This window comes from Kitasatospora xanthocidica, assembly GCF_014656195.1.
Classification (GTDB): domain Bacteria; phylum Actinomycetota; class Actinomycetes; order Streptomycetales; family Streptomycetaceae; genus Kitasatospora; species Kitasatospora xanthocidica.
In genome coordinates, this window is sequence record NZ_BNBY01000006.1 from 204,018 (window position 1) to 217,066 (window position 13,049).

Annotated in this window: 11 protein-coding genes and 1 tRNA gene; all 12 read left to right on the top strand. The window is 69.4% G+C overall.

Features of this window, described 5'->3' with window-relative positions; genetic code table 11:
- Positions 1–253 precede the first annotated feature (253 nt).
- The 12 genes from IE332_RS13305 (at position 254) to rpoB (ending at position 12,951) form a co-directional block, all read left to right on the top strand.
- Positions 254–326, top strand: a tRNA-Trp gene (locus IE332_RS13305).
- A gap of 145 nt (positions 327–471) precedes the next feature.
- Positions 472–831 (top strand): preprotein translocase subunit SecE, encoded by a 360-nt coding sequence (gene secE / locus IE332_RS13310; protein WP_189916029.1) that lies wholly within the window; start codon positions 472–474, stop codon positions 829–831.
- Between the two features lie 209 nt (positions 832–1,040).
- Positions 1,041–1,949, top strand: a complete 909-nt coding sequence (gene nusG, locus IE332_RS13315; protein WP_189916030.1) for a transcription termination/antitermination protein NusG — start codon at positions 1,041–1,043, stop codon at positions 1,947–1,949.
- 165 nt (positions 1,950–2,114) lie between these two features.
- Positions 2,115–2,549: a 50S ribosomal protein L11 gene (gene rplK, locus IE332_RS13320; RefSeq protein ID WP_030055774.1), complete on the top strand. Its 435-nt coding sequence runs from the start codon at positions 2,115–2,117 to the stop codon at positions 2,547–2,549.
- Between the two features lie 78 nt (positions 2,550–2,627).
- Positions 2,628–3,350, top strand: coding sequence for a 50S ribosomal protein L1 (rplA, locus tag IE332_RS13325; RefSeq protein WP_189916031.1), 723 nt, complete (start codon positions 2,628–2,630; stop codon positions 3,348–3,350).
- A 166-nt stretch (positions 3,351–3,516) separates the two neighbouring features.
- Positions 3,517–4,299 (top strand): hypothetical protein, encoded by a 783-nt coding sequence (locus tag IE332_RS13330; RefSeq protein ID WP_189916032.1) that lies wholly within the window; start codon positions 3,517–3,519, stop codon positions 4,297–4,299.
- A 125-nt stretch (positions 4,300–4,424) separates the two neighbouring features.
- On the top strand, positions 4,425–5,267 hold the full coding sequence (locus IE332_RS13335; protein ID WP_189916033.1) for an SCO4651 family lipoprotein: 843 nt from the start codon (positions 4,425–4,427) through the stop codon (positions 5,265–5,267).
- 100 nt (positions 5,268–5,367) lie between these two features.
- Complete coding sequence (locus IE332_RS13340; RefSeq protein ID WP_189916034.1) at positions 5,368–6,312, top strand: SCO4651 family lipoprotein; 945 nt, start codon at positions 5,368–5,370, stop codon at positions 6,310–6,312.
- 193 nt (positions 6,313–6,505) lie between these two features.
- Positions 6,506–7,384 carry an SCO4651 family lipoprotein gene (locus IE332_RS13345; protein WP_189916035.1) on the top strand — a complete coding sequence of 293 codons (879 nt, stop codon included), beginning with the start codon at positions 6,506–6,508 and terminating at the stop codon, positions 7,382–7,384.
- A gap of 360 nt (positions 7,385–7,744) precedes the next feature.
- On the top strand, positions 7,745–8,308 hold the full coding sequence (rplJ, locus tag IE332_RS13350) for a 50S ribosomal protein L10 (RefSeq protein ID WP_045693068.1): 564 nt from the start codon (positions 7,745–7,747) through the stop codon (positions 8,306–8,308).
- 88 nt (positions 8,309–8,396) lie between these two features.
- The gene (gene rplL, locus IE332_RS13355; protein ID WP_189916036.1) at positions 8,397–8,780 is read left to right on the top strand and encodes a 50S ribosomal protein L7/L12; all 384 of its coding nucleotides are present in this window, start codon (positions 8,397–8,399) and stop codon (positions 8,778–8,780) included.
- Positions 8,781–9,474: 694 nt separating this feature from the next.
- Positions 9,475–12,951: a DNA-directed RNA polymerase subunit beta gene (rpoB, locus tag IE332_RS13360; protein WP_189916037.1), complete on the top strand. Its 3,477-nt coding sequence runs from the start codon at positions 9,475–9,477 to the stop codon at positions 12,949–12,951.
- The last annotated feature ends 98 nt before the right edge of the window (positions 12,952–13,049 follow it).

Sequence of the window (13,049 nt, forward strand, 5' to 3'; positions counted from 1 at the left end):
GACATGACGCTTCCGGGATCGGTACGGCCCCCTCCGCATCGCGGTGCCCGGCGATCCGTCGGCGGGCACCGCGCCGGGCCGGACATCCGCCGGGCGATCGATCGTCCCGGAAGAAGAGGTTCGACCAAACGCCCCTCGACCACGTACACTCGCTGCTCGACGGCCCGCCGAAAAGACCGGAGCTTTCACCGCTGTTACAGACAGCGGGGGGAGATGCGGTAGGTTGGTCGCCACCGGAGCCGCGAGGCACCGTAGGGCAATAGCTCAATTGGTAGAGCACCGGTCTCCAAAACCGGCGGTTGGGGGTTCGAGTCCCTCTTGCCCTGCTGTCAGATCCGTTTCAGCCCGTTCGCTCCACAGAGCGAGCGGGCTTGATGCGGAGATGGCACCGATCAGCACCGCTAGCCGGCTGGTCGTGCCCCACCGGGTGCGCGGCGAAGTTCGGCAGGACCCGGATTCAGGTGAGGACGAGTGACGGAGACCACGGGCTCCACCGCAACGCCTGAGAGCGGCAACCCCGAGGGTGCCGACGGCGCTTCCGAGACCACGCCCGTCGAGGGCGAGGAGAAGGCGCTGTCGCGCCGCGACCGCAAGCGGGCCAACCGCTCCGGCGACAAGAAGTCCGGCAAGCGGGCCAAGAAGGGCCTGTTCGCCCGCATGGGGCTGTTCTACCGGCAGATCATCGCCGAACTGCGCAAGGTGGTCTGGCCCTCCAAGGGCGAGCTCACCAGCTACACGACCGTCGTCGTCGTGTTCGTCGTGGTCGTGATGGCCTTCGTCGCCGGTCTGGACTACGGCTTCTCCAAGCTGAGCCTCTGGATCTTCGGCTGACGCGGCCGACCACCTTCGAAACAGCTTCCCGACCCGGGCCGACCTTCGGTCCGGGTCGAGCTGTCGGTGGCGGACGTACGCGCGGTTACCGTTGACTCGGTACTGTTGAAGTCTCCGAGACCTCGCCAGGCGCCCGCGCGAGCGGCAGCGTGCCGGGTCCGGTTTCGGAGCGCGCCACCTTCACCATCTCCAGGAAAGAAGCAGCCACCGTGTCTGAGTCCCCCCTGTACGACGCCGACGAGACCGTCCGTGAGGCGGATGTCGCCGCCGAGCTGGACGCGGCCGAGCTGGCTGACGACGTCGAGCTGACGGAGGACGCCGAGCAGATCGTCGACGCCGCGGACAGCGACGAGGACGAGGTCGAGGCGTACGACGAGGCCGAGGCCGGCGAGCCGGCCGAGGAGGCCGCGCTGCACGTGGAGAGCGACGACGAGGCCGCCGACGAGGACGAGACCGAGGCCGCGGACGAGACCGTCGACGAGGACGAGGCCGAGGCCGAGGAGGCCGTCGAGGTCGACCCGGTCGCCAAGTTCCGCGAGGACCTGCGCTTCATGCCGGGCGAGTGGTACGTGATCCACACCTACGCCGGCTACGAGAACCGGGTGAAGCAGAACCTGGAGCAGCGCGCCGTCTCGCTGAACGTCGAGGAGTACATCTTCCAGGCCGAGGTGCCGCAGGAGGAGGTCGTCCAGATCAAGAACGGCGACCGCAAGACCATCCGCCAGAACAAGCTCCCCGGCTACGTCCTGGTGCGCATGGACCTCACCCCGGAGTCCTGGGGCGTCGTGCGCAACACCCCGGGTGTCACCGGCTTCGTCGGCAACGCCTACGACCCGTACCCGCTGACCCTGGACGAGGTCGTCAAGATGCTCGCCCCCGACGTCGAGCGCCAGGCGGCCAAGGAGGCCGGCAAGCCCTCGCCGGTCAAGCCGAGCGAGATCCAGGTGCTGGACTTCGAGGTCGGCGACTCGGTCACCGTCACCGACGGTCCGTTCGCGACCCTGCAGGCGACCATCAACGAGATCAACCCCGACTCGAAGAAGGTCAAGGGCCTGGTCGAGATCTTCGGCCGGGAGACCCCGGTCGAGCTCTCCTTCGACCAGATCCAGAAGAACTAGTCATACGGTCTTCGGATCCGGGGTGGGGCCGAGGGCCCTGCCCCGGATCCGTTTTGATCCAGCGGCGCTGACGCGTTAGCCTGGTTCGATGTGTGTGCTGGCGGCTGGGTGTCGCCCCGGTTCCGCACGCACCAGCAATCACCTCTCGGAAGGACCCGGAGAGACATGCCTCCCAAGAAGAAGAAGATCACGGGGCTTATCAAGCTCCAGATCAACGCCGGTGCGGCCAACCCGGCGCCGCCGGTCGGCCCCGCGCTGGGCCAGCACGGCGTCAACATCATGGAGTTCTGCAAGGCCTACAACGCTGCGACCGAGTCGCAGCGCGGCATGATCGTGCCGGTGGAGATCACGGTCTACGACGACCGTTCCTTCACCTTCATCACGAAGACGCCGCCGGCCGCGCGCCTCATCCTGAAGGCCGCCGGTATCGAGAAGGGCTCCAGCGAGCCGCACAAGACCAAGGTCGCCAAGCTCACCAGCGCCCAGGTCCGCGACATCGCCACCACCAAGATGCCCGACCTGAACGCCAACGACCTGGACGCGGCGGAGAAGATCATCGCCGGCACCGCCCGGTCGATGGGCATCACCGTCGAGGGCTGATCACCTTCTCGTCCCCTGTGGTAGGGCCTGCGCAGGCCCGTTGACTACCACAACTCCAATCACCATTCAGGAGCAGCAGTGAAGCGCAGCAAGGCTCTGAAGGCCGCGGACGCCAAGGTCGACCGCGAGCGCCTTTACGCCCCCCTCGAGGCCGTCCGCCTCGCCAAGGCGACCAGCACCACCAAGTTCGACGGCACCGTCGAGGTCGCCATGCGTCTGGGCGTCGACCCGCGCAAGGCCGACCAGATGGTCCGCAGCACCGTGATCCTCCCGCACGGCACCGGTAAGACCGCTCGGGTCCTGGTCTTCGCGACCGGCGAGCGTGCCGAGGCCGCGCGTGCTGCGGGCGCCGACATCGTCGGTTCGGACGAGCTCATCGACGAGGTCGCCAAGGGCCGCCTCGACTTCGACGCCGTCGTCGCCACCCCGGACCTCATGGGCAAGGTCGGCCGCCTGGGCCGCGTGCTCGGTCCCCGTGGTCTGATGCCGAACCCGAAGACCGGCACCGTGACCCCGGACACGGCCAAGGCCGTGAACGAGATCAAGGGCGGCAAGATCGAGTTCCGCGTCGACAAGCACTCGAACCTGCACTTCATCATCGGTAAGGCCTCCTTCACCGACGAGCAGCTGGTCGAGAACTACGCCGCCGCGCTGGACGAGGTGCTCCGCGCCAAGCCGTCCGCCGCCAAGGGCCGCTACATCAAGAAGACCGCGTTCTCGACCACCATGGGCCCCGGCATCCAGGTGGACCCGAACCGCACCCGCAACCTCCTCACCGAGGAGGACCCGGCCGCGGTCTGAGCCCCAGTGCTCTAGAGCTGTCCGTACGACGGGCCCGCACCCCCTTCACCGGGGGTGCGGGCCCGTCGTCGTTCCCGCGACCAGCGCGGATGGGAACGGATGACCGAGTCGTCGTACGCTCTGCCGGTCAGATCGTGTGGAGACCCCGTGACCGCCGGAGTGTGCCGTGCCGCCCGCCCCCCGCGCCGCCGCCCTGGCGGCGGCCCTGCTGGTGCTCGGCACCGGCACCGGTTGCAGCCTGCTGGCCGCCCCGGACACCCGCACCCCCGGCAATCCCGCGCCGATACCGCCCAAGCAGGTGGTGCTGGCGGCCGCCCAGGCGATGGACGACGCGGGCGGCGCCCGGATCGAGGTGGTGCGGGAGGGGCCCGGGGGCCGGCGCACCGCGAGCGGCACGCTGGTCTGGGGCGCCCGGGACGAGGGCGAGCTGGCCGTCACCGACGAGGCGGGCACCGGGCGACTGGCGCTGAAGGACGGCGAGATCGACCTCGCGTACCAGGGCGGCGCGGCCAAGCACGCCGACCGGTCCACCGCCGAGTCGCTGGACGCGGGGGCCGCCGCCGGTCCGGACGGCTACGCGGGCGGCTGGACGACCGCGCTGATCAGCACCCCGGGCAACCGGGCGTACGCGATCGCGCAGAAGGTCCCGCTCGGCTCGCTCGGCGGCGAGCAGCTGGCCGGGACGACCGTCGCGCACTACCAGGGCACCGCGTCCGTGGACGAATTCTTCGGTACGGACCAGGAGTTGAGCCCGCAGCGGAGGTCCGCCACGGTGGACTGGTACCGGCAGCACGGGGTGACGGCGATCGGTTTCGACGTCTGGGTCGGGCCCGGCGAGCGCTTGCTGAGACTCCGCGAGACGGTCCGGGGGAGTGCCGGAACCACGGTGACCACAACGGATGTCCCCTCCATCGGGACGGGGGATCCGACCCCCTCCGACGGAGGCTGACGGGAGGCCCGACAAACCGGTGCGTGGCGGCTCCGACGATCCGTTAGAGTCCGCTGGGAAAGACCTGAGAAGAGCTGAAAATCGGCTCTTCCATGGGTCGAAACGGATCTTCACGGGGGGACTCCATGCGCGCTGTGCGCCTCGCCTCGGCCGTCGTCACGACGGCCGTCCTGCTCGGTGCGGTCACCGCCTGCAGCAGCAGCAAGGGCGGCAACGACGCCAAGGCCGGCAATGACGCCAAGGGCGGCGACCCGATCGCGGCGGCGCTGACCGGGGACCCGAAGGCGGCGCTGGCCGCCTCCGCGCTGGTCATGCAGAAGGCCGGCAACGGCAAGGTCAGCATGGTCGCCCCGGACGACAGCAAGGGCGGCGGCACCGGCGACGCGGACTGGAAGGACCCGGGCAAGCCCTCCGTGGACCTGACCGGCGACATGGCCGGCAAGAAGCTCAAGATCCGGGTGGTCGGCGCGGACGCCTACCTCGGCGGCGGCGACGAGGCGGCCCCGGCCCTGGGCGGCAAGCACTGGGTCAAGCTGCCCTCCGGCAACGAGGCCGGCGACGGCTTCCGGGTGGTGGGCCAGATGCTGAACCCGGTGGTCATGCTGACCGTCGCGGCCCAGAGCGGCAAGCTGTCCAAGGTCGGCGACGAGGACCTGGGCGGTGCCAAGACCACCCACCTGCGGGCGGTCGAGGACACCTCCGCCCTGGTCGCCGGGATGTCGGCGCTCCCCGAGAACCAGCGCAAGGCCGTGCAGAAGACGCTGGAGCAGGACGGCAAGACCCTCACCTTCGACTTCTGGCTGAACGGCAAGCAGGAGCTCGTCCAGTACCAGGAGTACGGCGACACGAACGGCGCGAAGGACGCCGTCACGGTCAAGTACTCGGACCTCGGCAAGGCCGCCCCGATCGCGGCGCCCGCCGCCACCGACCTCGGCAGCGAGGCCGACCTGCTCAAACTGCTCGGCTGATCCGGCCGGGCCCGTGGACCGGAGCCCGCGCGGCTCCACCGCACCGACCGGCTACCACCCCGGGCGCACCTCGCGCCCGGGGGTCCTCAAGGGGGGAATCATGGCTGGAACCCGCAAGACCGCCGTCGCCGTCGTCCTCGCCGCCGTGGCGCTGACCGCGACCGCCTGCAACGACAGCGGCGGGGACGGCAAGAACGCCGCCCCGGCCGCGCCGACCACCGCCGCGGCCGCGCCGACCAGTGCCGCGCCGTCGTCCGCCACCTCGTCGGCGGCCTCGACGCCGACCAAGGTGAGCCCGGCGTCCTTCCTGGAGCAGGTCACCCAGAAGACCGGCGCCGCGAAGTCGGCGAAGATCGACGAGGTGATCGCGATCGGCCAGATCACCATGAAGGGCAAGGGCGCGGTGTCCTGGGCCGACGGCCTCCAGGGCAACATCACCATGGACCTGTCCGACTCCCCGCTGGGCAAGGTCCTGGCGCCGGTCACCGGGGGCACGAGCGCGCCGTACCGCTACACCAAGGACTCGATGTACATGCGGCTGGGCGGCGACGCCGTCCAGGCCCTCGGCGGCCGGCACTGGCTGCACTACAGCAAGGCCGACATGGCCAAGGCCTCCGGCGGCTCGACCGACCAGCTCAAGAGCGCGGACCCGGTGCAGGGCGTCCGGACGCTGATCGCCACCGGCAAGGTGACCGAGGTCGGCCAGGAGACGGTCAACGGCAAGCCGGCCACGCACTACACCGGTGAGCTCAGCGCGGACGACATCGCCGGTGCCACCGGCACCGGCCTGAGCCAGGAGCAGCTGGACCAGGTCAAGGAGAACCTGACCACGGCCGGCATCACCAGCGAGACGATCGACGTCTGGGTCGACTCCGACAAGCTGGTGGTCAAGCGCACCGAGCAGGCCGACACCAAGGTCGGGGCGATGAAGGCCACCGTCACCTACTCGGACTACGGCACCCCGGTCACCACGACCGCGCCGGACCCGTCCGACACGGTGGAGCTGTCCGAGCTGGCGGCGCTCGACAAGGGCGCCACCGGCTGACCGGCCGCGCGGCGCGGGGCGGGGGCCGACGAGGTCGGCCCCCGTTCCGCTGTCCGGCTCGGCCGACCGGTGGATCCGCGGGGGCCCGCGCGGCCCGACGAGGGGGCCGCCACCGGGCCGACGGGTGACGGGTGGCATGGTGGCGACAGAAGGGCGGCCGTCGGACGGGGGCCGGGCGAGGAAGGGAACGGACGTGGCGGGACGGCAGCGGTTGGCGGCAGTGGCCGTCGTCGCCCTGCTGGCGAGCGGGCTCAGCGGCTGCGGCGGGGGAGCGGACGCACCCGCCACACCGTCCGGCAGCCCCACCCCGAGCACCGCCTCGCCGACCGCCGCCACCCCGACCGGGCCGGCCAAGCCGACCGACCGCTCCCCGCACGGGGTGCTGCTCTCCGCCCAGCTGGCCATGCAGACCGCCCGCCGGGCCAAGGTCAGCTACCGCCTCGGCGCGGAGGCCGGCTCCGGCCCGCTCTTCTGGCAGCCCAAGACGGCGCTGCAGATCAAGCGCGTCGCCCCGGCCGACGCCGAGCAGCTGATCGTCGTGGACACCGTCGCCTACCAGGGCGGCGACGCCGCCACCGCGGCCCGGCAGGGCGGCCGGCACTGGGAGCGCTTCACCGTCCCGCCGGACCCGGACGGCCACAAGGAGATCCCGTACGCGGGGCTGATCGACCTGCTGAACCCGGTCGAGGCGCTCGCCGCGGCCACCGCCGACGGGGCGGACCCCGCCTTCGTCGGCGAGGAGAAGTACGAGGACTCCACCGTCGAGCACTACCGGGTCACCATCACCGCCGAGAAGTACGCGGCTGCCCAGACCCAGCTGACCCAGGCCCGCCGGGACGGCCTGCGGGCCGCGCTCGCGCCCGGCGGCTCGCTCTCGCTCACCCTGGACCTCTGGCTCAACGACAAGGACCAGCTGGTCCGGCTCCAGCGCACCGGCAGTGGGGACAGCGGCCGGGCGGACGACTCGGTGCTCTACAGCGACCTCGCCGGGGCCCTGCTCTCGGCACAGGCGCCGGCCGAGGCGGACACCGTGGACACCGGTGTCCGGACGGTCTCCCCGCTGGCCCGCTGAGCCCGGCCGGCCCCCGCCCGGGGTTGCTCCGTCCGAGGGCGATTTGCACCTTGCGAACGGCTCCGGCTAATGTGGCGGAAGCCAAAGACCGCTGGTTGTCGCCGCGCCCGTCAGGGAGTCGGTGGCCGAAGGATCTGCGCTTCGTCGCAGGCAGCCCGCGTAGGTGTGTCTGGAGCTTCGACCTCCGGGTGCCGCGTCCGCGCGGCCGCCCGTCGAGGTCGTCACGAGCCCCGTGCGCCTGCGCACCGGGGCTCATTGCATTTTCGCAGGAGCTTTCCTTCCCTCCGAGCGGTCCGAGGCGGAATTGGTCGACTTTCGTGGTCGGCCGGACTTCTACATCACGGAAGGAGGCGTAAGCCTATGGCCAGGCCCGACAAGGCTGCTGCCGTCGCCGAGATCACGGACAAGTTCCGTGGCTCGTCCGCGGCCCTGCTGACCGAGTACCGCGGTCTCTCGGTGAAGCAGGTCAAGACCCTGCGTCGCTCGCTCGGCGACAACGCCGAGTACGCCGTGGTGAAGAACACGCTGACCAAGATCGCGGCCAATGAGGTCGGGATCACGGAGCTCGACGACCTGTTCAACGGTCCGACGGCTGTCGCCTTCGTCACCGGTGACCCGGTGGAGTCGGCGAAGGCTCTGCGTGACTTCGCCAAGGAGAACCCCGCTCTCATCATCAAGGGCGGTGTCCTTGACGGTAAGGCGCTGTCCGCCGATGAGATCAAGAAGCTCGCGGACCTCGAGTCCCGCGAGGTGCTGCTCGCCAAGCTGGCGGGTGCCCTGAAGGCCAAGCAGTCCCAGGCTGCCGCGCTCTTCCAGGCCCTGCCGTCGAAGCTCGTCCGCACTGTGGACGCGCTGCGCGACAAGGTCGAGCAGGGCGGTGCCGGTACGCCGGCTCCCGCCGCCGAGGACGCCGCCGCCGAGTAATTCGGCAGGCTCACGCCTCGCTGCGGGCCCGTGCCCGCCCAACCCGTACATCCGGCACCACCTGCCGATTTAGTGGAAGGACGCCATCATGGCGAAGCTGACCCAGGACGAGCTGCTCGCGCAGTTCGAGGAGCTCACCCTCATCGAGCTCGCCGCCTTCGTGAAGGCCTTCGAGGAGAAGTTCGACGTCACCGCCGCTGCGCCGGTCGCCGTCGCCGCCGCCGGTGCGGCCGGCCCGGCCGCCGAGGCCGTTGAGGAGCAGGACGAGTTCGACGTCATCCTCGACGGTGCGGGCGACAAGAAGATCCAGGTCATCAAGGAGGTGCGCACCCTGACCTCCCTCGGCCTGAAGGAGGCCAAGGACCTCGTTGACACCGCTGGTGCCAAGGTCCTGGAGAAGGTTGCCAAGGACGTTGCCGAGAAGGCCAAGGCTGCCCTCGAGGGCGCCGGCGCCAAGGTCACCGTCAAGTGATCTTGCGCCCCCTCTGAGGGGGCGTGCGGCCGGGCCGATCACCCTTGCGGGTGGTCGGCCCGGCCTTTTCGCGTTTCCGGCGGCGGTGCGGCCACAGGCCGTTTCACCCGTTCGAGCCGGTGAGAGCCACCGGAGTGGCCGATCGCCCACTCGGCACCGTCGGTGGCGAGGGGTATGGTGATCACCGTCGCCGGGGTGGTCCCCACCACGGCTTCTGTAACGCGGGGCGGGTCGGCAGCGATGAACGGGGCGAGGTCCGCCCCGTCGGCGGGCCCTTGACGAACCCGGCGCGGCGCGCGATTCTCAAGGCGCGAGTCCGCCCGGTTGGTCCGCTGCTGGATGCATAACCAGTGGCTCCGGCGGGAAATGACTCCACGTGAGTTAGAGCAGTACCCGGTGGGCGTCCGCGCCCGCCGGCTACCGGGAGGAGTCTCCGATTCGGTCTCCGAATCAGAGCTGGACAGCAGTGTGGCCTTTGGCTACACTGTCCCTTTGCGCTGCCTGTTAGCTGCTCCGTGACTCGTCGCCCGGAGTTTGCGTTGCCCTGAAGGGGTCTGGCATCGCCTCCGCAAAGCGGCTCTGACCTGGGGTTTCAACCCCGGCGGAGGCCAGTTGCGAGGAGGCGGGACCAAGCCCAAGAAGGCCCGGCCGGTACGCGCGTAGTGAGCTCCGAGCCCTCGGAAGGACCCCCCTCTTGGCCGCGCCGCGCAACGCCTCGAACAATTCCGCCGCATCCACCGCCCCGCTCCGCGTCTCGTTCGCGAAGATCAAGGAGCCCCTCGAGGTCCCGAACCTCCTGGCCCTGCAGACCGAGAGCTTTGACTGGCTGCTCGGCAACGCGGCCTGGAAGTCCCGGGTCGAGCAGGCGCTGGAGTCTGGTCAGGATGTCCCCACCAAGTCCGGTCTGGAGGAGATCTTCGAGGAGATCTCGCCGATCGAGGACTTCAGCGGGTCGATGTCCCTGACCTTCCGCGACCACCGTTTCGAGCCGCCGAAGAACTCGATTGACGAGTGCAAGGACCGCGACTTCACGTACGCGGCCCCGCTCTTCGTCACGGCCGAGTTCACCAACAACGAGACCGGTGAGATCAAGTCTCAGACGGTCTTCATGGGCGACTTCCCGCTCATGACCCACAAGGGCACGTTCGTGATCAACGGCACCGAGCGTGTCGTCGTGTCGCAGCTCGTCCGCTCCCCGGGTGTGTACTTCGACTCCACCCTGGACAAGGTGTCCGACAAGGACATCTACTCCTGCAAGGTCATCCCCTCGCGTGGTGCCTGGCTGGAGATGGAGATCGACAAGCGCGACATGGTCGGCGTCCGCATCGACCGCAAGCGCAAGCAGTCCGTCACCGTGCTGCTGAAGGCCCTCGGCTGGACCAACGAGATGATTCTCGAGGAGTTCGGCGAGTACGAGTCCATGCGCAACACCCTGGAGAAGGACCACACCCAGGGCCAGGACGACGCGCTGCTGGACATCTACCGCAAGCTGCGTCCGGGCGAGCCGCCCACGCGCGAGGCCGCGCAGACGCTTCTGGAGAACCTGTACTTCAACCCGAAGCGCTACGACCTCGCCAAGGTCGGCCGTTACAAGGTCAACCGCAAGCTGGGCAACGCCGAGTCCCTGGACTCCGGCGTGCTCACCGAGCCCGACATCATCGGTGCGATCAAGTACCTGGTGAAGCTGCACGCCGGCGAGACCGAGTGGCGTGACGGCGAGGGCCGCGACATCGTGGTCGAGGTCGACGACATCGACCACTTCGGCAACCGTCGCCTCCGCAACGTCGGCGAGCTCATCCAGAACCAGGTCCGTACGGGTCTCGCCCGTATGGAGCGCGTCGTGCGCGAGCGCATGACCACCCAGGACGTCGAGGCGATCACGCCGCAGACCCTGATCAACATCCGGCCGGTCGTCGCCTCCATCAAGGAGTTCTTCGGCACCAGCCAGCTGTCGCAGTTCATGGACCAGACGAACCCGCTGTCGGGCCTGACCCACAAGCGTCGTCTGTCCGCGCTCGGCCCCGGCGGTCTCTCCCGTGAGCGCGCCGGCTTCGAGGTCCGTGACGTGCACCCCTCGCACTACGGCCGCATGTGTCCGATCGAGACCCCCGAAGGCCCGAACATCGGTCTGATCGGGTCGCTGGCCTCGTACGGCCGGGTCAACGCGTTCGGCTTCATCGAGACGCCGTACCGCAAGGTCGTCGACGGTGTGGTCACCGAGCAGGTCGACTACCTGACCGCCGACGAGGAGGACCGCTACGTCATCGCCCAGGCGAACGCGCCGCTGACCGCGGACCTGCACTTCGCCGAGCCGCGCGTCCTGGTCCGCCGCCGTGGCGGCGAGATCGACTACATCCCGGGCTCCGAGATCGACTACATGGACGTCTCGCCGCGCCAGATGGTGTCGGTCGCGACCGCCATGATCCCGTTCCTCGAGCACGACGACGCCAACCGCGCGCTCATGGGCTCGAACATGATGCGCCAGGCGGTGCCGCTGCTGAAGAGCGAGGCCCCGCTGGTCGGTACCGGCATGGAGTACCGCTGCGCCGTCGACGCCGCCGACGTCATCACCGCCGAGAAGGCCGGTGTCGTCCAGGAGGTCTCGGCCGACTACGTCACCGTGGCGAACGACGACGGCACGTACACCACGTACCGCGCCGCCAAGTTCACCCGCTCCAACCAGGGCACCGCCTTCAACCAGAAGGTGCTCGTGGACGAGGGCGCCCGCGTCGAGGTCAACCAGGTGCTGGCCGACGGCCCGTGCACCGACGAGGGCGAGATGGCCCTCGGCAAGAACCTCCTCGTGGCGTTCATGTCCTGGGAGGGTCACAACTACGAGGACGCGATCATCCTGTCGCAGCGCCTCGTGCAGGACGACGTCCTCTCCTCGATCCACATCGAGGAGCACGAGGTCGACGCCCGTGACACCAAGCTCGGCCCCGAGGAGATCACCCGGGACATCCCGAACGTCTCCGAGGAGGTCCTCGCCGACCTCGACGAGCGCGGCATCATCCGCATCGGCGCCGACGTCGTCACCGGCGACATCCTGGTCGGCAAGGTCACGCCCAAGGGCGAGACCGAGCTGACCCCGGAGGAGCGCCTGCTCCGCGCGATCTTCGGTGAGAAGGCCCGTGAGGTCCGCGACACCTCGCTGAAGGTGCCGCACGGTGAGTCCGGCAAGGTCATCGGCGTCCGCGTCTTCGACCGCGAAGAGGGCGACGAGCTGCCCCCGGGCGTGAACCAGCTGGTCCGCGTCTACGTGGCCCAGAAGCGCAAGATCACCAACGGTGACAAGCTGGCCGGCCGTCACGGCAACAAGGGTGTCATCTCCAAGATCCTCCCGGTCGAGGACATGCCGTTCCTCGAGGACGGCACCCCGGTCGACATCATCCTCAACCCGCTGGGTGTCCCGTCCCGAATGAACCCGGGACAGGTCCTGGAGATCCACCTCGGGTGGCTCGCCAAGCAGGGCTGGGACGTCTCCGGCCTCGCCGACGAGTGGGCCCAGCGCCTGCAGGCGATCGGCGCCGACCAGGTCGACGGTGGCACCAACCTCGCCACCCCGGTCTTCGACGGCGCCCGCGAGGACGAGATCACCGGCCTGCTGGACAACACCACCCTCACCCGTGACGGTGAGCGCCTGGTGAACTCCACCGGCAAGGCCCGGCTGTTCGACGGCCGCTCCGGCGAGCCGTTCCCGATGCCGGTCTCGGTCGGCTACATGTACATCCTCAAGCTGCACCACCTGGTCGACGACAAGCTCCACGCCCGTTCGACCGGTCCGTACTCGATGATCACCCAGCAGCCGCTCGGTGGTAAGGCGCAGTTCGGTGGTCAGCGCTTCGGTGAGATGGAGGTGTGGGCCCTCGAGGCGTACGGCGCGGCCTACGCCCTGCAGGAGCTCCTCACCATCAAGTCCGACGACGTCCTCGGCCGTGTGAAGGTCTACGAGGCCATCGTCAAGGGCGAGAACATCCCCGAGCCCGGCATTCCCGAGTCCTTCAAGGTGCTCATCAAGGAAATGCAGTCGCTCTGCCTCAACGTGGAGGTGCTGTCCTCGGACGGCCAGTCCATCGAGATGCGGGACTCCGACGAGGACGTGTTCCGCGCGGCCGAGGAGCTCGGCATCGACCTGTCCCGGCGCGAGCCCAGCAGCGTCGAAGAGGTCTGACGGAGGCCGGGCCGGCCGCACGACCGCGGCCGGCCCGCCCCCAGGCCCCCCTCAGACCACATGAACGACTCTCGACTTACGAAAGAGGGCTTGACGAC

Bases quoted from the DNA above. Each gene is read 5' to 3' on its own strand.
- IE332_RS13340 (WP_189916034.1), top strand. From the start codon at position 5,368: ATGGCTGGAACCCGCAAGACCGCCGTCGCCGTCGTCCTCGCCGCCGTG.
- rplK (WP_030055774.1), top strand. From the start codon at position 2,115: ATGCCTCCCAAGAAGAAGAAGATCACGGGGCTTATCAAGCTCCAGATC.
- rplL (WP_189916036.1), top strand. From the start codon at position 8,397: ATGGCGAAGCTGACCCAGGACGAGCTGCTCGCGCAGTTCGAGGAGCTC.
- IE332_RS13335 (WP_189916033.1), top strand. From the start codon at position 4,425: ATGCGCGCTGTGCGCCTCGCCTCGGCCGTCGTCACGACGGCCGTCCTG.
- rplJ (WP_045693068.1), top strand. From the start codon at position 7,745: ATGGCCAGGCCCGACAAGGCTGCTGCCGTCGCCGAGATCACGGACAAG.